The 19075-nt window shown below is 69.5% G+C and carries 20 protein-coding genes; 13 read left to right on the top strand and 7 right to left on the bottom strand.

What is annotated here, in order from left to right; genetic code table 11:
• Positions 1–32: 32 nt before the first annotated feature.
• From ACFY93_RS21490 to serC, 7 genes are all read left to right on the top strand, one after another.
• Positions 33–1787 (top strand): ATP-binding protein, encoded by a 1755-nt coding sequence (locus tag ACFY93_RS21490; RefSeq protein ID WP_391361350.1) that lies wholly within the window; start codon positions 33–35, stop codon positions 1785–1787.
• Complete coding sequence (locus tag ACFY93_RS21485) at positions 1784–2191, top strand: roadblock/LC7 domain-containing protein (protein WP_391361348.1); 408 nt, start codon at positions 1784–1786, stop codon at positions 2189–2191. The genes ACFY93_RS21490 and ACFY93_RS21485 overlap by 4 nt, the downstream gene beginning before the upstream one ends.
• On the top strand, positions 2188–2535 hold the full coding sequence (locus tag ACFY93_RS21480; RefSeq protein ID WP_391361346.1) for a DUF742 domain-containing protein: 348 nt from the start codon (positions 2188–2190) through the stop codon (positions 2533–2535). The genes ACFY93_RS21485 and ACFY93_RS21480 overlap by 4 nt, the downstream gene beginning before the upstream one ends.
• Positions 2516–3178 carry an ATP/GTP-binding protein gene (locus ACFY93_RS21475; protein ID WP_391361344.1) on the top strand — a complete coding sequence of 221 codons (663 nt, stop codon included), beginning with the start codon at positions 2516–2518 and terminating at the stop codon, positions 3176–3178. The genes ACFY93_RS21480 and ACFY93_RS21475 overlap by 20 nt, the downstream gene beginning before the upstream one ends.
• Positions 3175–4383 (top strand): cytochrome P450, encoded by a 1209-nt coding sequence (locus tag ACFY93_RS21470; RefSeq protein WP_391361341.1) that lies wholly within the window; start codon positions 3175–3177, stop codon positions 4381–4383. Before ACFY93_RS21475 ends, ACFY93_RS21470 begins: the two co-directional genes overlap by 4 nt.
• Before the next feature lie 67 nt (positions 4384–4450).
• Positions 4451–5785, top strand: a complete 1335-nt coding sequence (locus ACFY93_RS21465; RefSeq protein WP_391361338.1) for a cytochrome P450 — start codon at positions 4451–4453, stop codon at positions 5783–5785.
• A 237-nt stretch (positions 5786–6022) separates the two neighbouring features.
• Positions 6023–7141, top strand: coding sequence for a phosphoserine transaminase (gene serC, locus ACFY93_RS21460; RefSeq protein ID WP_391361336.1), 1119 nt, complete (start codon positions 6023–6025; stop codon positions 7139–7141).
• Between the two features lie 404 nt (positions 7142–7545).
• On the opposite strand, the gene ACFY93_RS21455 is transcribed toward serC, so the two are convergent.
• The gene (locus tag ACFY93_RS21455; protein ID WP_391361334.1) at positions 7546–8523 is read right to left on the bottom strand and encodes a WD40 repeat domain-containing protein; all 978 of its coding nucleotides are present in this window, start codon (positions 8521–8523) and stop codon (positions 7546–7548) included.
• A gap of 88 nt (positions 8524–8611) precedes the next feature.
• On the opposite strand from ACFY93_RS21455, the gene ACFY93_RS21450 reads away from it, so the two are divergent.
• From ACFY93_RS21450 to ACFY93_RS21440, 3 genes are all read left to right on the top strand, one after another.
• Positions 8612–9286 (top strand): GDSL-type esterase/lipase family protein, encoded by a 675-nt coding sequence (locus ACFY93_RS21450; RefSeq protein ID WP_391361332.1) that lies wholly within the window; start codon positions 8612–8614, stop codon positions 9284–9286.
• Between the two features lie 270 nt (positions 9287–9556).
• Positions 9557–11233 (top strand): Eco57I restriction-modification methylase domain-containing protein, encoded by a 1677-nt coding sequence (locus tag ACFY93_RS21445; RefSeq protein ID WP_391361330.1) that lies wholly within the window; start codon positions 9557–9559, stop codon positions 11231–11233.
• A gap of 12 nt (positions 11234–11245) precedes the next feature.
• Positions 11246–11971, top strand: a complete 726-nt coding sequence (locus ACFY93_RS21440) for a PaeR7I family type II restriction endonuclease (RefSeq protein WP_391361327.1) — start codon at positions 11246–11248, stop codon at positions 11969–11971.
• A gap of 81 nt (positions 11972–12052) precedes the next feature.
• On the opposite strand, the gene ACFY93_RS21435 is transcribed toward ACFY93_RS21440, so the two are convergent.
• The 6 genes from ACFY93_RS21435 to ACFY93_RS21410 form a co-directional block, all read right to left on the bottom strand.
• Positions 12053–12484: an NUDIX domain-containing protein gene (locus tag ACFY93_RS21435; protein WP_391361324.1), complete on the bottom strand. Its 432-nt coding sequence runs from the start codon at positions 12482–12484 to the stop codon at positions 12053–12055.
• A gap of 18 nt (positions 12485–12502) precedes the next feature.
• Positions 12503–13300, bottom strand: coding sequence for an STM4013/SEN3800 family hydrolase (locus ACFY93_RS21430; RefSeq protein WP_391361321.1), 798 nt, complete (start codon positions 13298–13300; stop codon positions 12503–12505).
• Positions 13297–13803 carry a hypothetical protein gene (locus tag ACFY93_RS21425; RefSeq protein WP_391361318.1) on the bottom strand — a complete coding sequence of 169 codons (507 nt, stop codon included), beginning with the start codon at positions 13801–13803 and terminating at the stop codon, positions 13297–13299. Before ACFY93_RS21425 ends, ACFY93_RS21430 begins: the two co-directional genes overlap by 4 nt.
• On the bottom strand, positions 13781–14440 hold the full coding sequence (locus ACFY93_RS21420) for a thymidylate kinase (RefSeq protein ID WP_391361316.1): 660 nt from the start codon (positions 14438–14440) through the stop codon (positions 13781–13783). Before ACFY93_RS21420 ends, ACFY93_RS21425 begins: the two co-directional genes overlap by 23 nt.
• On the bottom strand, positions 14437–15462 hold the full coding sequence (locus ACFY93_RS21415; RefSeq protein ID WP_391361314.1) for a radical SAM protein: 1026 nt from the start codon (positions 15460–15462) through the stop codon (positions 14437–14439). The genes ACFY93_RS21420 and ACFY93_RS21415 overlap by 4 nt, the downstream gene beginning before the upstream one ends.
• Positions 15463–15793: 331 nt before the next feature.
• On the bottom strand, positions 15794–16207 hold the full coding sequence (locus tag ACFY93_RS21410; protein WP_391361312.1) for an ATP-binding protein: 414 nt from the start codon (positions 16205–16207) through the stop codon (positions 15794–15796).
• A gap of 162 nt (positions 16208–16369) precedes the next feature.
• On the opposite strand from ACFY93_RS21410, the gene ACFY93_RS21405 reads away from it, so the two are divergent.
• The 3 genes from ACFY93_RS21405 (at position 16370) to ACFY93_RS21395 (ending at position 18993) form a co-directional block, all read left to right on the top strand.
• On the top strand, positions 16370–17698 hold the full coding sequence (locus ACFY93_RS21405) for a Tat pathway signal protein (RefSeq protein WP_391361310.1): 1329 nt from the start codon (positions 16370–16372) through the stop codon (positions 17696–17698).
• A complete protein-coding gene (locus ACFY93_RS21400; protein ID WP_391361307.1) occupies positions 17695–18255 on the top strand; it encodes a GNAT family N-acetyltransferase in 561 nt (186 codons plus the stop codon). Before ACFY93_RS21405 ends, ACFY93_RS21400 begins: the two co-directional genes overlap by 4 nt.
• A gap of 147 nt (positions 18256–18402) precedes the next feature.
• On the top strand, positions 18403–18993 hold the full coding sequence (locus tag ACFY93_RS21395) for a Uma2 family endonuclease (RefSeq protein ID WP_391361305.1): 591 nt from the start codon (positions 18403–18405) through the stop codon (positions 18991–18993).
• Positions 18994–19075 lie beyond the last annotated feature (82 nt).

The raw sequence follows: 19075 nt of genomic DNA, 5'->3' as shown, positions 1-19075 counted from the left end.
ACTCGCCCAGGACACGACCGAGGACACGATTCATGACCGCGCCCATACCGTCCGGCGACCGACCCACCCTTCGCGCCGTGGCGCCCGCTCTCCTTCTCACCGCCCTGGTGGCCGCGATCGCCGTCGCCGTCGCCGTCCGGCTCGCACCGGATTCGGCCCGCACGCCCCTGGCGTGGGGCGCGGGCACCGCCGCACTGCTGCTGTGCGCGGCGGTCGCGGTCGCCGCGCACGGCGTGCACGCGGCCCGACTGGCCCGCCACCGGCTGGACGGCGTCACCCGGGACGCCGGCCGCCTCCTCCAGGAACGCGCCCGGCTGGCCGAGGAGCTGACCCAGGAACGGCAGCGCCTGACCGCGCTGGCCGACCGCGAACGAGCGCGTCTCACCGAGGAGTTCGCCGCCGAGCGCCGTCGCCTCACGGACGAGCACGACGCCGAACGGCAGCACCTCACCGGTGAACTCGACGCCGAGCGCCGCAAGTACGCCGCTCTCGCCGCCGAGAAGGCCCGGGTGACCGCCCAGGCCCGGCAGGCCGCCGGTGCACGCGACTCCGCCGTCGCCGCGACCGCCAACGCCGCCGGCCGGATGCAGGCGCTGGCCACCGGGATGCTCGCCGACCTGCGGGCCATGGAGGAGAAGCACTCCGACGAGGAGGTCCTCGCGGACCTGCTCCACCTCGACCACCGGACCGCGCAGGCCGGCCGCCTCGCCGACTCCGTCGCCGTCCTCGCGGGCGCCCGCTCCGGCCGCCGCTGGGCCCGCCCCATCGCGATGGAGTCCATCCTGCGCGGCGCGATGGGCCGCATCGGCGGCTACCAGCGCGTGCGCGTGCACTCGGCCAGCGAGGCCGCCGTCGCCGGGCACGCCGCCGAGGGCGTCATGCACGCCCTGGCCGAACTCCTCGACAACGCTGCCAACTTCTCCCCGCCGACCGCCGAGGTCCACGTCTACGTGGAGGAGGTCCCCGCCGGAGTCATCGTCTCCGTCGAGGACAGCGGCCTGGTCATGGGCGACGTCCAGCTGCGCCGCGCCGAGGCGGCCGTCGCCGGTGAGGCGGAGCTCGGCGGACTCACCGGCACCCGGCTCGGCCTCGCGGTCGTCGGCCGCCTCGCCCGCAAGCACGGGCTGACGGTGTCCTTCCGGCCCTCGGCCCGCGGCGGCACGAGCGTCCTGGTCCTCATCCCCCAGGACCTCCTCACCCGCCCGGCCGCGCACGGCGCCGCCCCGGCCGACGGGAGCGCCTCCGCCCCGGCCGCCGTCCCGGCCTCGTACGACGCCCCGTACGACGCCCCCCGCGCCCACGACACGGACCGCCCGGCGGACGCCGCACCGCACGCCGGCCAGGGCACCCCGCGGGACGCGGAGGAGGACGCCGGCCAGGGCGCGGCCCGAGGCACCGGCCGCCCCTCCTACGCCGCCGCCCGCGCCACCGGCGACCTCGACCCCGACCCGGTCCCCACCCACGAGACACCGGCCCCGGAGCCCGCCCCGCACGACGGCACGGCCGAGGCGCCCCCGTCCTCCACCGGCGGCCTGCCCAAGCGCCGCCGCGGCCGCACCCTCGCCGAGGCCGAGCGGGGCCGCCCCCGCACCACGGCCCCCGAGGAGCTCAACGCCGCCCCGGCCGACGGAGCCAGGACCACCGCCTCCCGCTTCGGCAGCTTCCGCCAGGCCGTCCGCGGCACCACCAGCGGCCAGGGCCCCGCACACGACACCACCCCCGACCCCGGCGCCGCGCCCCCCGCACCCGCCACCCCCTCGCACCCGGAAGGCGACACCACCCCATGACCGGCACCACCACCGCCGACGAGAAGCTCTCCTGGCTCATCGAGGGCCTCCTTGAGCGCACCCCGGGCGCCCGGCACGCGCTCGTGCTCTCCCGCGACGGCCTGAAGCTGTGCCGTACCCCGGAGCTCTCCGTCGACCAGGCCGACCAGCTCGCCGCGATCGCCGCCGGCATCCAGTCGCTCTCCCACGGCGCCTCCGTGGAGTTCGGCGACGGCAGCGGCGGCGTGCGCTCCGCCATGGCCGAGTTCTACGGAGGGGTCCTGTTCATCGTGGAGGCCGGTGAGGGCGCCCACCTCGCCGTCGTCACCGCCGAGGACGCCGACGCCGGCCTGGTCGGCCACAACATGAGCGAACTCGTGGAGCAACTCGGCGATCACCTGCGCGCCGAACCCCGTACGTCATGAGCCGTCCGGGCAGGGACGACGCGCCCGACCGCCTGTACACCCTCACCGGAGGGCGCAGCCGGTCCGGCCCCGACACGCCCTTCGACCTGGTGACCCTCGTGGTCGCCGAGTGCGATCCCACGGTCGGCATGCAGTCCGAGCACGCGGCGATCCTGCGGATGTGCGAGCGGCCGACGGCGGTCGTGGAGATCGCCGCCGAACTCCGGCTGCCCGTCGGCATCACCAGGATCCTGCTCTCCGACCTCCTCGCCGCGGGCCGCGTCAGCGCACGCCACCCGCGCAAGGCCGCTCTTCCCGACCCCGACATCCTGGAGCAGGTGCTCGTTGGACTCCGCAACCTCTGACGCGAGAACCCCGCTGGGGGCCACCGCCGACAACGGTCTCAAGATCGTCGTCGTCGGCGGATTCGGCGTCGGCAAGACGACCCTGGTCCGCTCCGTGAGCGAGATCCGTCCCCTCAACACCGAGGAGACCATGACGCGGGCCGGCGAGGCGATCGACGACATCAGCGAGGTGCGCGGCAAGTCCGCGACCACCGTCGCCTTCGACTTCGGCCGCATCACCCTCGACGCGCACAACGTGCTGTACCTGTTCGGCGCGCCCGGCCAGGAACGGTTCTGGTTCCTCTGGGACCGGCTGTTCTCCGGCACGCTCGGCGCCGTCGTCCTCGTCGACACCCGCCGCATCGACGACTCCTGGTACGCCATCGACCGCCTGGAGCACCACGGCACGCCGTTCATCGTGGCCTGCAACGACTTCGGCGGCCCCGCCCACACCCACGCGCAGATCCGCGAGGCGCTCGACCTCGACCCGCACGTCCCGCTGCTCGACTGCGACGCCCGCTCGCGCGAGTCCAGCAAGCGGGTGCTGATCACGCTCGTCGAGTACATCCAGACCCTGTACGCGGCCGAGGGCGCCCGAGCCGCACAGCACTCCCCGGCGGCGGCCCCCCAGGACGCCCCCCGATCCCCGGAGCCGGCCCTGTGACCACCGACCCCGTGCCCCTGAGCGGGCCCAGGTTCCAGACCGACCCCGCCGCCCTCTACCGGGAGATGCGGCGCGACCACGGAGCCGTCACCCCCGTCGTCCTGGACGGCGGCATCCCGGCGTGGCTCGTCCTCGGCTACCGCGAACTGCACCAGGTCACCGGCGACCCGGTCCTGTTCAGCCGGGACTCCGACCTGTGGAGCCAGTGGCCGAACATCCCCGACGACTGGCCGCTGCTGCCGATGATCGGCCGCAAGCAACCGTCGATCCTCTACACCGTCGGCGAACGCCACCGCGAACGCGCCGCCATGATCAGCGGCGCCCTCGAGGCCGTCGACGCCTCCGTCCTGCGCTCCCACGCCGAGCGGTTCGCCGACGAACTCATCGACGCCGTCTGCGCCAAGGGCGAGGCCGACCTCGTCGCGGACTACGCGATGCTGCTCCCCGTCCGCGTCCTCGCGACCCTCTACGGCTTCTCCGAGGAACAGGGCCCCGGTCTCGTCACCGCCCTCAACGACATGATCGACGGCCGGGAGCGGGCCCTCGCCGGGCAGCAGCACCTCGGCTCGTCCATGGCACAGCTCATCGCCGACCGGAAGGCGGAACCGGCGGACGACGTCGTCTCCCGGATGCTCGCCGACCCGAGCGGGTTCACGGACGAGGAGATCATCCAGGACCTCATGGTCATGATGGCGGCAGGCCACCAGCCGACCGCCGACTGGATCGGCAACTCGCTGCGCCTGATGCTCACCGACACCCGCTTCGCCGCCTCCCTCTTCGGCGGCCGCAACAGCGTCGCCGAGGCCATGAACGAGGTGCTCTGGGAGGACACCCCCACCCAGAACGTCGCCGGCCGCTGGGTCTCCCGCGACACCCGGCTCGGCGGCCGGGTCGTCCGCGCCGGGGACATGCTGCTCCTCGGTCTCCAGGGCGCCAACAGCGACCCGCAGGTCCGCGTCGACGGCGCCTCCCTCACCGGCGGCAACAACGCCCACTTCTCCTTCGGCCACGGCGAGCACCGCTGCCCGTTCCCGGCGCAGGAGGTCGCGGAGGTCATCGCCCGTACGGGCATCGAGGTCGTACTGGACCGGCTGCCGGACATCGACCTGGCCGTGCCCGCCGGCTCCCTCACGCGCCGCCCCTCCCCGTGGCTGCGGGGCCTGACCGAACTCCCCGTGAGGTTCACCCCCGTCCCGGCGCTGTGACACCCCGCCGCGCCCGTCCTCGACCGCAGTTGCAGCACACCGACCCCGGCACCGGGAGGGACCCCGCATGACCACCGCCACCGACAGCCCCGACAGCACGGGCACCGCGACGCCCGGCACACCCGCCACCGAGGTGATCACCGCGGCCGAGGCCACCGGCCGCATCGCCCTCGACCCGTTCGTCACCGACCTCGACGGCGAGAGCGCGCGGCTGCGGGAGGCCGGTCCTCTCGTCGCCGTCGAGCTGCCCGGCGGCGTACCCGTGTGGGCCGTCACCCACCACGCCGAGGCCCGCGCGCTGCTCACCGACCCCCGGCTGGTGAAGGACATCGATGTCTGGGGTGCCTGGCAGCGCGGTGAGATCGCCCCCGACTGGCCGCTGATCGGCCTCGCCAACCCCGGCCGCTCCATGCTCACCGTGGACGGCGCGGACCACCGCCGGCTGCGCACGCTGGTCGCGCAGGCGCTGACCCCGCGCCGGGTCGAGCGGATGCGGGAGCGGATCACGGAGCTGACGGACGGTCTGCTGGACCGGCTCGCCGAGGCCCGCTCCCGGGGCGCGGCGGACGGTGACGTCGTCGACCTGAAGGCCGACTTCGCCTACCCGCTCCCCATGTACGTCATCGCCGACCTCATGGGCCTCGAAGAGGCGAAACTGCCCCGGCTGAAGGTGCTCTTCGAGAAGTTCTTCTCGACGCAGACCCCGTCCGAGGAGGTCCTCGCCACGCTGACCGAGCTCGCCGGGATGATGGCCGAGACGGTCGCCGCGAAGCGTGCCGCCCCCGGTGACGACCTCACCAGCGCGCTGATCCTCGCCTCGGAGAACGGTGACCGGCTCACCGACGCGGAGATCGTCTCCACCCTCCAGCTGATGGTCGCGGCGGGCCACGAGACGACGATCTCCCTCATCGTCAACGCGGTGGTCAACCTGTCCCGCCACCCGGAGCAGCGTGCCCTCGTCCTGTCCGGCGAGGCGGAGTGGGCCGCGGTCGTCGAGGAGACGCTGCGGTACTCGACGCCCACGTCGCACGTGCTGATCCGGTTCGCGACCGAGGACGTGCCCGTCGGGGACAGGGTGATCCCGGCCGGGGACGCGCTGATCGTGTCGTACGGGGCGCTGGGACGGGACGAGAAGGCGCACGGGCCGACGGCGGGCGAGTTCGACATCACCCGTACGACGGAGAACCGGCACATCTCCTTCGGGCACGGGCCGCACGTCTGTCCCGGGGCCGCGCTCTCCCGCCTGGAGGCGGGGGTGGCCCTCCCGGCGCTGTACGCCCGCTTCCCGGACCTGGACCTCGCCGTCCCGGCGTCGGAACTGCGCAACAAGCCGGTGGTCACCCAGAACGACCTCTTCGACCTGCCGGTCCGCCTGACGAAACAGAGCCCCTCCGGCGTTTGAGGAGCGAGGTCCGGGGCGGGAAGGTCCAGCCCCTCCGGCGTGCGAGGAGCGGGGCCCGGGGCGGGAAGGTCCAGCCCCTCCGGCGTTTGAGGAGCGGGGCCCGGGGCGGGAAGGTCCAGCCCCTCCGGCGTTTGAGGAGCGGGGTCCGGGGCGGAGCCCCGAGGGGGACGGACCCCGCCGTCTCACCCGACGGACGGCGTTGCACCCGGCCCCCGCGGAGCGGCTACGCTCCGGACCGTGGCTGATATCGAGATCCCCGCTGACATCAAGCCCGCCGACGGTCGTTTCGGCGCTGGCCCCTCCAAGGTGCGCACGGAGGCGTTGGACGCCCTCGCCGCGACCGGCAGCTCTCTCCTCGGCACGTCCCACCGCCAGGCGCCGGTCAAGAACCTGGTCGGCTCGGTCCGCGAGGGCGTACGCGACCTCTTCCGGCTCCCCGACGGCTACGAGGTGATCCTCGGCAACGGCGGCTCCACCGCGTTCTGGGACGTCGCGACCCACGGCCTGATCGAGAACAAGTCGCAGCACCTGAGCTTCGGCGAGTTCAGCTCCAAGTTCGCCAAGGCGTCCAAGCTCGCCCCCTGGCTGGCCGAGCCCACCGTCATCTCCTCCGACCCCGGCACACACCCGGAGCCGAAGGCCGAGGCGGGCGTCGACGTCTACGCCTTCACCCACAACGAGACCTCCACCGGCGTCGCCGCCCCCATCAAGCGGGTCGCGGGCGCGGACGAGGGTGCGCTGGTCCTGGTCGACGCCACCTCCGGCGCGGGCGGCCTCCCGGTCGACGTCGCCGAGACCGACGTCTACTACTTCGCCCCGCAGAAGTCCTTCGCCTCCGACGGCGGCCTGTGGATCGGCGTGTTCTCCCCGGCCGCGATCGAGCGCGCCGAGCGGATCCACGCGAGCGGGCGCCACGTCCCGGAGTTCTTCTCGCTGCCCACCGCGATCGACAACTCCCGCAAGAACCAGACGTACAACACCCCGGCGCTGGCGACGCTCTTCCTGCTGAACGAGCAGCTGGAGTGGATCAACGACCAGGGCGGCCTCGACTGGGCCACGGCCCGCACCAAGGACTCCTCGACCCGCCTGTACACCTGGGCGGAGGAGTCCAAGTACGCCTCCCCCTTCGTCGCCGACGCGGCCAAGCGCTCGCAGGTCATCGGCACGATCGACTTCGCCGACGAGATCGACGCGGCCGCCGTCGCCAAGGTGCTGCGCGCCAACGGCATCGTGGACACCGAGCCCTACCGCAAGCTCGGCCGCAACCAGCTCCGCATCGCGATGTTCCCGGCGATCGACCCGGCGGACGTCGAGGCGCTGACGAAGTGCGTCGACCACGTGATCGAGAAGCTGTAGTCGTCCCGCCGCGACCATGAGAGGCGCCCGGCACCGTGTCCGTCACGGTGCCGGGCGCGCTACATGTCTAAGGGGTGTCTGACACATACCCGCGGTCGCGGCACCCCGCACGCACGCTCGCGGCGTTGCCGAAACGCCCACGACGGTGTACGCGACCGTGCTCCCGCCGCCGTCACCGCCTCCGCCGTCCGCTGGGAGACCCGGCGGCGCGGCGCCTTCCCACTCGCGAGTTGACTTGCTCCTCGGGATGATGCCCGAGGATTCTGGTCTGCTCGCTCGGTGCTGTGCCGCTACGCGGCACGAGCATCGGGCGGGCGCCGGCGCGCGAGTGCGTGGGCGGCCGACCGCCCGTACGGGCCCGGAGCCCCGCCGGCTCCCCCTCCCGTGCCGCCGGAGGCGGACCCTCACCCCCGCCGGGAGCGCCGCCGGATCCCGAACCCGGCGGCCACCGCGAGCACGAGCGCCACGGCACCCACCTTCACCCCGGAACCGGTGCCGTCGCCGCCGCCTCCCCCGGCCGACCCGCCGCCGGAGGACCCCGCCCCGGAGCCCTTGCGCCCCGGCACGTCGCCCGCCTCCACCGAACTCTCCGCGCCCTCACTGCCGTACAGCAGCCGGGACCCGTCGGCGGTGTACGTGACGGACTCGCCCTGCCGCTGCAACGGCACGTTCAGCCGGGCCCGCCGCTTGGGCTTGCCGTCGTTCCAGTCGTAGGCGATACCGCCGAAGTAGCCGCGCACGGCGAGCTGTTCGCCGTCCGGCGAGAAGGCGGCGTCGGTGGCCCACAGGTCGATCGTGGCCACCGGCTCGAAGACGTTCTTCCCGGACGTGGACAGGTGCGCCGGCCCCTCGTACAGGTGAGCGCCGTCCTCGTTCTTGTCGACGATGTAGACGCGGCCGGTCCTCGGGTGCACGGCCAGCGACTCGGCGTTGCGGGCGCCGTCGGCGTAGGTGACCACGTACTGGGTGGCGCGGACCGTCCGGTCCTTCAGCTCCTTGGGCTCGGGCAGCCGGTAGATCCACACGTACGGCCAGCTGCCGCCGAGGTTGTCGCCGATGTCACCGACGTAGATCTGGTTGTCCGGGCCGATGGAGACCGCCTCGACGTCGCGCGGGGAGCCGATACCGCTCAGGGTGATCCGGGCGAGCGTCTTCCCGCTCCCCCCGTCCACGGCGTAGAGGTAGGGGCCGTCGTCACTGTCGTTGTGCGTCCAGTAGACGCCCTTGTGCAGACGCGAGGCGGCCAGACCGCTGGACTCGGTGATGCGCGGATCGCTGATCGTGAAGCCGTCCCTCCCGTCGTCCTCGTCGGCGGCGGAGGCGGGCGCTGCGAGGGCGGCCACGAGCAGGACCCCGGCGAGCAGGGCGAACAGTCGGCGCATGGTCCCAAGACTGCCATCCCGCACGGGTGTTCGCTGGCGTGGCCGGGCTCACACCCCACCCGTCCCGCCGATCGTCCATCATGAGCGGATGCTCAGGTTCATGCCCGTCGGCGACTCCATGACCATCGGCAGCGCGGGCGAACACACCTGGCGCTACCGCCTGTGGCAGCACCTGCGCGACACCTACGGCGGCCCGTTCGCCCTGGTCGGCCCGCGCGAGACCCTGTACGACAAGGCGCTGGACGCCCCCGTCTCGCACGAGTACGCCGACCCGGACTTCCCCCGCGCCCATCTGGCCGGCTGGGGCGAGGGCTGGCAGCACCTGGCCCTGCTGATCGGCGACGCGGTCCGCGACACCGGGGCCGACGTGCTGCTCGTCTCGCTCGGCCTGATCGACCTGGGCTTCTACACCAACGCCGAGCAGACGGCGCGGAACGTACGGCGCTTCGTGGCGGCCGCCCGGGAGGCCTCGCCGCGTGTCCGGATGGTGCTCCTGCCCGTGATCCCCAACGTCCGTGCCGCCACCGACGCCCCCTTCGCCGCGCAGGTGACCCTCTTCAACGAGCTGCTGGCCAAGACGGTCGCCGACCTGGACGAGCCGGCCTCCCCCCTCCTGCTGGCCTCCGTCCCCGAGTCGTACGACATAGCCCTCGACACGTACGACGGCACCCACCCCAACACCTCCGGCGAGCACAAGCTGGCAGCGGCCTTCGCGGGGGCGATGCACCAGGCGTGGGGGTGGGGCGGGAAGTACGGGGGCTGAGCGGCTGCGGCGATGCCCGGCCGCCAGTCCGCGTTCTGCCACGTGACATCTGCCCCTCTGATCGTCGACTCCGTACCAGCGCCACCCACCGGGCCATTGCTCGCCTGGCCCTGCGCGAACTGTAGGAACGCTCCTCAAACCGGTGACGCCGTGCAGCGAGGCCGCAGTTCGCGGGTTATCCGAGACCCGCGACCTCAGTTCTGTTATTGACCGATTACGTTCTGTGGATGATGGTCCGGCTCCAGGAAGGTTCGGCGGTACTGTCCTAGCGTGGCAACTCTCGCACTGTTCAGCACCGACGACCTCTCCCTTCCCGAGTCTCTACAGGAGGCCGTGGAGCACGGTGAGGTGTTCACTCGCGCCTGGGTGGTCGAGCTCATTCTCGACCTTCTTGGCTATACGGCGGACAAGGACCTCTGCGATCTGCGGCTCGTAGAGCCGGCTTGTGGCGGCGGCGCGTTCTTGACCGTCATCGCTTCCCGAATGAGTGCGTCATGCCATGCGCATCAGCGCCCCATCACCGATGCGATCGACGCCGTTCGTGCCTTCGACCTGCTTAGCCCCAATGTCGAGCGGAGCCGGACGTTGGTCACGGAAACGCTACGAGAACTGGGCTGGGGTCTGAATGACTCAGGGAAGGTCGCTGCAGCGTGGGTGAAGCAGGGCGACTATCTCCTGCAGTCGGACCCTGACCATCTCGCCGACTACGTGGTGGGTAACCCTCCGTACATCCGGCTCGAGGACGTTCCCGACGACCGGATGGCAGCCTATCGCCACTCCTGCTCCACTATGGGCGGCCGAGCCGACGTCTACGTCGGCTTCTACGAGGTGGCCTTGCGCAGCCTCAACCGAGGGGGTCAGCTGGGATTCATCTGCGCCGACCGCTGGATGCGCAATCAGTACGGTCGGCGACTGAGGGAACTGGTGACCAAACACTTCAGCATGGACCTTGCCCTCGTGATGCACGACGTCGATGCCTTCGACGATCAGGTTTCGGCCTATCCCGCGATCACCCTCATCTCGAACAAGTGCCAGGGCACAGCGGTGGCAGCGGACACGACCCGGTCTTTCGGAGCGGAACAGGCACGGGACTTCACCAGCTGGTACCTGAAGGGCGAACCGCTGACGGTCACCACGACCTCCTACCAAGCTGCTCGCATGCCTCACTGGTTCCCGGAGGAGGACTCGTGGCCGGCTGCTTCACCGGCCAGGCTCGCGGTCCTCGAAGATCTCACCGAGCGGTTTCAACTCCTTGAAGACACCGAGACGGGAACCAAGGTCGGTATCGGTGTCGCCACCGGTGCAGACAAGATTTTCCTCACCAAGGACAAGGATCTGGCCGAGGCGGACCGATTGCTCCCCCTGGCCATGGTCCGCGACACCACTAGCGGCACCATCGACTGGGACGGCACGCACCTGGTCAATCCCTGGACGGCCAGCGGCGACCTGGTCGACCTCGACGCGTTTCCGCGTCTCGCCTCCTACTTCGAGAAGCACGGCGAGGACCTGCGTAAGCGCTACGTTGCGGTCAAGCAGCCTCAGCGCTGGTACAAGACCATCGACAAGGTCGACGACAAACTTACGCGTCGTCAGAAACTACTGTTTCCGGACATGAAGTTGAGGATCCATCCGGTCCTCGACGAAGGCGGCCTGTACCCTCACCACAACTTGTACTTCATCGTCTCGGACGTCTGGGACATGCGCGTACTGGGTGGCCTGTTGCTGTCCAAGGTCGCGGAGGCATTCGTGGAGGCATACGCGGTCAAGATGCGCGGGGGGACCCTTCGCTTCCAGGCCCAGTACCTCCGAAAGATCCGCGTCCCGGATCCGGCGACGATTAGCGAAGGTGACCAAGCGGCTCTCGCCCAAGCCTTCGACGCGCGGGACAGAGAGGCAGCCACCGAGGCCGCTTTGCGCGTCTACGGGCTCGCCGAGTTGCCTGACTAGGAGGAACAGATCTTGACGGCCACCCGCCAAGACTTCGAGGACGCCATCGCGGCGTACTGGGGCGCCAAGCAACTACAGAACGAGCAGTCCGCGATCCGGGACGCGGTAGGGGTCGGTACCGCTGGCTCCGTACGAGGCGGCAAGCACTTCGATGTCATCGCGACTCTCCTGGCGAAGTTCTTCCTGGACGCTGGCTACCCACCTGCGAGCATCCGCGTCACCAAGTCACAGGGCCTTGAACTGCCCGGCTACTACCGGCCGCAGAAGCAGTGGGACCTCGTGGTCGTCCACCAAAACGTCCTCGTGGCGGCGTTCGAGCTGAAGGCACTCGGCGGACCCTCGTACGGCAACAACTACAACAACAGGGTCGAAGAGGCGCTGGGCAGCGCCGTAGATCTGCGCCGAGCGGCCCTCGCCGAGCTGTACCCGAAGGAGAAGCCCTGGCTCGGTTACTTCTTCATCATGCAGGACGGTGAAGGATCCCGAAGGCCGGTCAAGACGGCCAAGGGCGCCCTTCCTGCCGATGAAATTTGGCACGATACGTCCTACCAGGACCGGTTCGGAATCTTCTGCCAAAGACTCATGGCTGAGCAGCTCTATGACGCCGCGTGTTATGTCACATCTTCGGCTGAGAACCCGAAGCCAATCGAGTTGGTCGAGAGCCTCGACTGGCGCCACTTCTCCGCAGCAATAAACGCCCGCCTCACGTATCTGAAGGACCTCGGCGTCCCCGGATAGGCGCAGGGGTATCGCCCGGGGCGGCCGCGAGCGCTGCCGAAGCGGCGAGGAAGGCCTGCGGGCGAGAGGGCTGGTGACAAGTCACTCCGCGGGACGGTCGTGCGCCAGCAAGAGCGCCAGCGGCCCGGCAGGGAGGAGGAACCGTCCGTCGTGGACCGCTCGCAGAGCGTCGCTCATCGGCCACCACGAGAGCGCGAAACCCTGCTCACTCTCGGTGAGCTCCTGAGGTCCGAGCGTCAGGTGCCGGGCCTCGAACAGATGAACCCGGGCGGCGGAGCAGAGAGTGATGGCGTACGAACCGAGCCCCCGCCACCACTCCGCCCGGACACCGGCCTCCTCCCGCAACTCACGGCGCGCGCACGCGAGCGGGGACTCTCCGGGCTCGAAGCGACCGCCCGGAAGGAAGAGGTGCTCGCCTCCGTGGTCGGGGAACTCGGCACTGAGCAGGGCGATGCTGCCCCGTGAATCGCGGGCGACGACCACGGATGCGTCAGGCATCGAGTCACTGCTCATGCCTCGTGAGCGTAGCGGTCAGTGCTGCACCCAGGTGGCGAACGGAACGTCGAAGACGGCAGGGTGGGCGATGCCTCGCCCGTGATAACCGTCGTCTCCATAGGCGTCTCCGTGGTCGGCACACATGACGACCAGCCACCGACCGAGCTGAGAGAGACCGTCGAGCAGGCGTCCCAGGTGCTCGTCGGCGTAGGCGAGGGCAGCGGCCTGTGAGGCAGCCGTGTCCTCGCTGGAGTTCAAGTAGTGACCGTGCGGAACGTGCGTCGCGCTGATGTTGACGAACAGGAACAGCGGGCGTCGACCAACATAGTGATCGGCCACCCCCAGTGCCTGATCGGTCTGATAGCGCGTGGAGTCGATCTCAAAAGAGCAGAACTCGGGACGCCAGTGGTCCTCGTCGAAGAGGTCAGGCAGTACGCAGCCGAGAGGTGTCTCACGAGAAAAATAAGTCACCCCACCCACGCACACATTGCGGTAGCCGTTGCGAGACAGGCCGTCGAGGAGACTGGCGGCATCGAACTGGAACGTCTCCGGTGGCACCCTCTTGAAGGCTGGTGGGCGGCACTCCCACAGCCGTGGTGGCTGGTGGGGCTGCGGCAGCTTGGGCAGGAAGCCGGAGAAGAATGCCATGTGCGCAGGCAGGGTGAAGGTGCCCGGCGTCTGCCGTCGCTCCCACACTCCCCCGGGCAATACCCGGGCCAGGCAAGGCGTACGACCGGCATGAAGGGCGCTGTCAGCGACGTCGTAACGCAGGGAGTCGAGCGTGACGAACAGGATGCCAGTTCCCGACTGAACGATCTCAGCTACGTTGATCACAGGTGGCCTACCTCCGTAAGGTCGTTGGGCCAGGGCGCGATGCGCCCCTTGGCACGGTCGTTGACCGGGATGGGAACGCGGTCCTGCGCGATCATCCTGCGGATCTCGACCAGGCCGTTGCTTTCGTCGAACTCCACGCCGTGGCGGTGGAACAGCTTGATGCGTACGGTCGTTCCTCCCTCGTTGCTCTCTGCGAGGAGCCAGGCCCCGGGGACCCCGCCCAGATCTTCGATCGCGGCGAGGAGACGATCGCGGGTCCGGAGGCCCAGCGACTGGACGGTGCAGGCGTAGTGCTGGGCGTTGACCGCGCCGCGGCAGAAGCGATCGGCGAATTCGGCGATGACGGGGTGACCGTTGTGAGCAACCGCGATCTGGCCGGCTCCCTGAGTGACAACCAGGCAGGTACCCAGCCACCAAGCCACGGCTTCGTGAATCTGCCCCGGGAACGCGCCTACCGCGCCACCGTCCCGGATCACTCGGTCAGTGTCGATCGGATTCAGCACGGTCCTTCTCCAAGAGGCTGACGATCAGGTCGGCGAGGTCTTCGGCCGCCGTATCGTCCGTCTCCAATACGACGGCAGTTTGGTCCTGCTTCGCCACAGAAGCGAAGTTCGCGAGCAGTCGGGACAGCCGTCCCTTGACTGTCAGCAGATCGACGTCGTCTTCGGAGAGGTCGCTCTTGCCGGCCAGCCGATCGCGTAGCGCTCCCTCTGAGCACCGCAGGTAGAAGGTGCGCGTCGGCTCACTCAGGTAGGGCCGGTACGGCTCCAGAAGTCCCGCGACGGTCGCCACTGGCACACGGTGAACAGCTGAGTGGCAGGCGACGACAGACGACACGTACCGGTCGGCGACAACGGGCCTTGTGACACGTGCCTGCCGGATGGAGTCGGAGACGTGCAGCAGCCCAGAGAGGTAGAAGGCGAACTGCGGCAGCGGCCGGAGCCGGGCGTTGACGGTGCCGGACCAGTCGGCATGTGGGGCGTGCAGTGTGTGGATGCCCGTGGCCCCCAGCCGCTCGACAAGGGCTGCACGCAACGTGGACTTGCCAACGCCGGAGACGCCTTCAAGCACGATCAGCGGGCTTTCGTCTCGCTCGTAGCCAAGGGGCTGGTATGGGGGCGGTAGGCGGGACACAGTCACAGGGTCCCCTCCGTGAAGGCGGTGACGTGGCCGGCGACGTTGTCGACGACCTGATACGGGTCTGACAGGACCGAGGAGAGGTCCAAGCGAAGGTCATCCCGCAGGAGGCAAGGCTGGAGGCCACCGTTGTGATCCAGGCGCAGGGCCCAGAACCCTTCGACGCAGTCGGGACGACGCGGACAGGTACCGCATTGACCCACGTGGTGACGGCCCAGGTCGCGGTGGATCACATCGATCTCGACACCATCGACCCGGAACACGCGACGGCCTTGTCCGACACCGACAACTTCCGTGTGTTCCTCGTTGGTCAGGGTGCGCAGGTGGGTGACGACCGAGTCGGCCGAAGCGGCGGATGAGGCGCGTCCCTCGTTGAAGGTGGTGCCAACCAACTCGATGAGCTGCACGGGCATCCGACGCTCCAGCGCGTAGTCAATGATCGCCGGGACCTCGTGCACGTTCTCCTTCAGGAGCAGCGTGTTCAGCTCCACGCGGTCGCAACTCTCCTGAGCGGCCTCGATCCCGTCCAGGACGATGTCGATGCCATACCGAGTGTCTGCGATGGCCCGCAGGCTGTCATCGGAAAAGTAGTGCAAGCTGACCTTGATCTTGTCCAGCCGTGTATGGGACAGCCACGGCTTATAAGTGCGGACGCGTGTGCCGTTGGTGATCAGGGTGTAGCTGCTGTCCGGACCGTGTACGGGGAGCTGCTCCAGAATCGGGCGTGCCAGCGGTGAAACCAGCGGTTCACCTCCAGTGAAGTACACCCGCTTGAGCCCTGCGTCCATCAGGGAGCGAATGATTCTGAGATATCCGTCAGGGTCGAGGGCTCGGGTGCGGGGCTTTTGTGTGCGGTCGATGCGCATGAGAGGCGGGGGTACATCTCCCTCGTTGTGGCAGAAGAAGCACGCGATGTTGCACTGCGGCGTGAAGGAGACGCGCAGTTGTCCGCGTAACGCGGCGAAGTTCTGAAGTGCCGTGTAATCGACTGCTTCGGCTACCAAAGATTCGGACAGCTCTTGCATGTTTGCCTCCAAGGCAAGGTGAGGTCGGTGCCCTCTGCCCCTCGAATGGCAGAAGGGGTGGGTCTGACGCCGGGCGGCGAATTCGCCGTTTGGGATGTGATCGGGTGCGTTCCCCAGCGCCGGGCGGCGGCTCAGGCGGTGTCGCCGGTGGAAGGTGACGTGCACCGGGGCGCACAGACCCACAACCGGAACAGGCGCCCCTGGTAGCGCACTTCACCCCACACAAGGCCGGCCGCCCCGAGTCTGCGCCCGCAGTTCGCGCAGTCGATGGCCGTCTGCTGCCGAGGGCTGAGCTGCTCGATACGCGGAAGCTCACCAGGAGCGCGACCTGTCACCGCTTGCCGCCCGCTCGCAACTCGGCCCACACGCGTTTCCCGCCGCGTACCGGCTCGCTTCCCCAAGCGTGGGCAAGGGCATCGACCAGGAACACGCCACGCCCGTTCTCCTCGTCGGCGGCCGGTGTGCTTCGGATCGGCCGGGTGGATGAGGTGTCGGTCACGACGATCCGCGCGGACTCCGCTCCCGTCCGGGTAATCGATGCGCCTACCGTGGCCGAGTCCGTGTGCTCCACCGCGTTGGCCACCAACTCGGTGACGATCTGCCTGGCTACGTCCGCCAGCTGTAGCAGGCCCCACGCTTGCAGCGCCAGCGTCACGTCCCGCCGTGCCTGTGCGGCGGCCCTACAGGTCGCCGGATAGCGCCCCTGGTAGCGCTGAGGCCCTACGGATGCAGCAGTCATGGTCATCGGTTGCTTCCCTCAGAGGTGCTCGCCTGCCGTACGACCAACTAACCGGCTCGGAAGTGCATGTGGGCATGACGAAGCTCCACCCCCCTACTCGCGTCGACCATGACGAGTTGACCAGTCCTTTACTCACGGTAGTGAGTGCGTCACCCGTACCGTGATGTCATGGGGCGCAGGAAGAACCGGGCTCTCGCCGGCTGGATGGAACACCACCAGGTCACGGCCGCCGAACTGGCGGAACTGGTCAGCGAGTCCATGGAGCAGCTCACTGGGGGACGCGGGAACGTTTCCGAGCGCACCGTGTTCCGTTGGTTATCGACGGAGAACCGTTGGCCTCAGGACCGTCAGCGTCTGGCCCTGGAGAACGTCACCGGGCTGCCCGCCACCCGCCTCGGCTTCGTACCCCGGGGGCGCGCGACGGCTCCCGCCCCAGCACCTCGGGAGGACCCCCTGCTTCGCCGTACTTTCCTGACGGCCGCCACCGGCAACGTGCTGGCCGCCACCACCCCCAACACCATTGCCGCGTCTCCCACCACCGGCGCTCGCCCCACTGTGGGCCTCGTCGATGTACAGCGCTTGAGACACCGGCTCACCGAACTGTGGGAACGGGACGACAAGGACGGCGGCACCCTCGGCCTCGAAGAACTGGCCAGTGCGGAGGTACGGCACATCCTGAGACTCCAGCAGAACGGCAACGCCACAGGGCGCATCCGCAGCCGTCTGTACACGCTGGCCGCTGCTTTCAGCGCCACCGCGATGTGGGCGGTCGTCGACTGCGGCCGTCTGGGCGACGCCCAGCGGTACCTGGAACAGTCCGTCACGCTCGCCGGCCTGTCAGGGGACGGCGAAGTGCAGCACCAGACATGGCGGAACGCGGCCGTCCTCGCCAGCCAGCGCGGCCGTCACGCCGATGCCCTGGCCGCAGCCGAAGCCGCCATGGCCACCAGGGCGCATCGCGCCGATTCCCTTTACGCATCGCTGAGTCACGCTCGGATCGCCCTGGCCGCATCCTCGGGAGGAGACAGCCCTCGCGCCCTGCGCGCTCTGGAACGCGCCGCGACGGCCTTCGGTCGGGCCGACCTCGACATTCCGCGCTCCCCCTCCGTCAGCTTCTACACCGAGGGCGAACTGCACGGCCTGATGGGCATCGCCCACTACCGGCTCGGCCGGGCCGGCGAAGCCGAGTACCACGCCTACCAGTGCCTGGCCGCCCTGCGCCCCGACCAGCACCGCAACCGCGCCTACTACACGGCTCAGGCCGCCCTCGCCCAACTCTCACAAGGTGACGTGGAGCAGGCGTGCGATACCGCCGCCGCCGTCATGCCCCCTCCGGGCACTGCCACGACGGCTCGCGTGCCACGCCTGCTCGGTACGTTCACGTCCGCGTTGCAGATGAAAGCGCCCGGGTCGACCATCGCCCGGGAGTGGCAGGAGCGCGCCACCGACCATCATGGCGGCACCCGCCGACCACCGTCAGTGAGGGAGACGTCGTGACCGCGCCCGGCGGCGACACCATCCAGTTCGTCCACTACGCCCGAGACCGGTTCACGGAGATCTGCCCGACGCTGGTGTCCCTGTATGCCGACGTCTACGCCGACCAGCTTTCCGACCCGTTCTTCTCGGTGGAACGGTTCGAACAGCGTCTGGCGAACTACGCCTCGCGGCCCGGCTGGGAAGCGGTCGTCGCGTACGACGGAGGAGAGGCCTCCGGGTACGCGTTCGCCGCGACGCTGCCGCAGAAGACCGGCTGGTGGTCGCACATGCTCGCGCCCCTGCCCGAGGATGACACCGCCGAGGACGGCAAACGGACTACGGCGCTGTTCGAGCTGATGGTGCGCGAGCCGTGGCGCGGCACCGGCCTCGCCCGCCGCGTCCATGAACGGCTGCTGTCCGGTCGACCGGAGGAACGCGTGACCCTCCTGGTCGAAGTCACACACCCCAAGGTGAAGGCCCTCTACGAGAGCTGGGGATACAGCAACGTCGGTAACCAGCAGCCATTCCCGGATGCCCCGGTCTACGCCACGATGGTGCGTCACTTGCGGGCCGCCTGAGCGACCACGAAGGCGTCCGAAAGCGCGGCGGATGGCAGAGCACCGACCGCTGCTCGGCATATGCGTGCTCTCCGTGCCCCGGTGCCGTGCGTATCGTTGTACCGCGCGGCCGCACTCGTCCGTGAGCGGCCGGGGAGGAGCGCCACGATGACCGTCCTCGACGACAGGATCACGATGGCCGAGAGCGACAACACGAGCCACCTCGATGAGATGTTCGAGCGACTCGAGAAGATGCCTGTCCCCGAAGGATTCAGGGTCGAGATCGTCGGGGGCACTGTCTACATGACGCCGCAGCGAAATATCCACTGGCAGATCATTCGCCGGATTCTGCATCGACTCGAGGACGAGTTCGGCCGGGACGCCATGGTGCTCTCTGACGTGCGGATCGACTTCCCGGGCGACGAGAACGCGTTCTGCCCGGACATCGCCCTGCTCAAGGACTCCACGGAACCGGACGAATCGGGTCGTTGGCGCTATCGCGACGTCGCATTCGTCGCCGAGGTCATTTCCGCAGGCACAGGTCCGAACGACTACGGCCCCAAGAAGACCGCCTACGCGCTCGCCGACGTGTCCGTCTATCTCATCGTCGACCCGTACCAGGGCAGGTGCCACCTCCACACCCAGCCCAAGGACGGCGAGTACGTCGTCGAGACCACCGTCGCCTTCGGCGCGGACGTCGACATGAGCACCACTCCCCTCGGGCTCGTCCTCAGGACCGGTGAGTTCCCCCGCGACTGACCACCGCCACCCGCGCCTCGCCTCTCCCTCCCCGTCCCCCCTCGCCGCGTCTCCCCTTGCCTGGAGCGCACTCCAGGCCGTT

This window comes from Streptomyces sp. NPDC008313, from assembly GCF_042956125.1.
Classification (GTDB): Bacteria; Actinomycetota; Actinomycetes; order Streptomycetales; family Streptomycetaceae; genus Streptomyces.
Note: the sequence above shows the minus strand (reverse complement) of the source record. Positions and strands in the feature narration are given on the sequence as shown.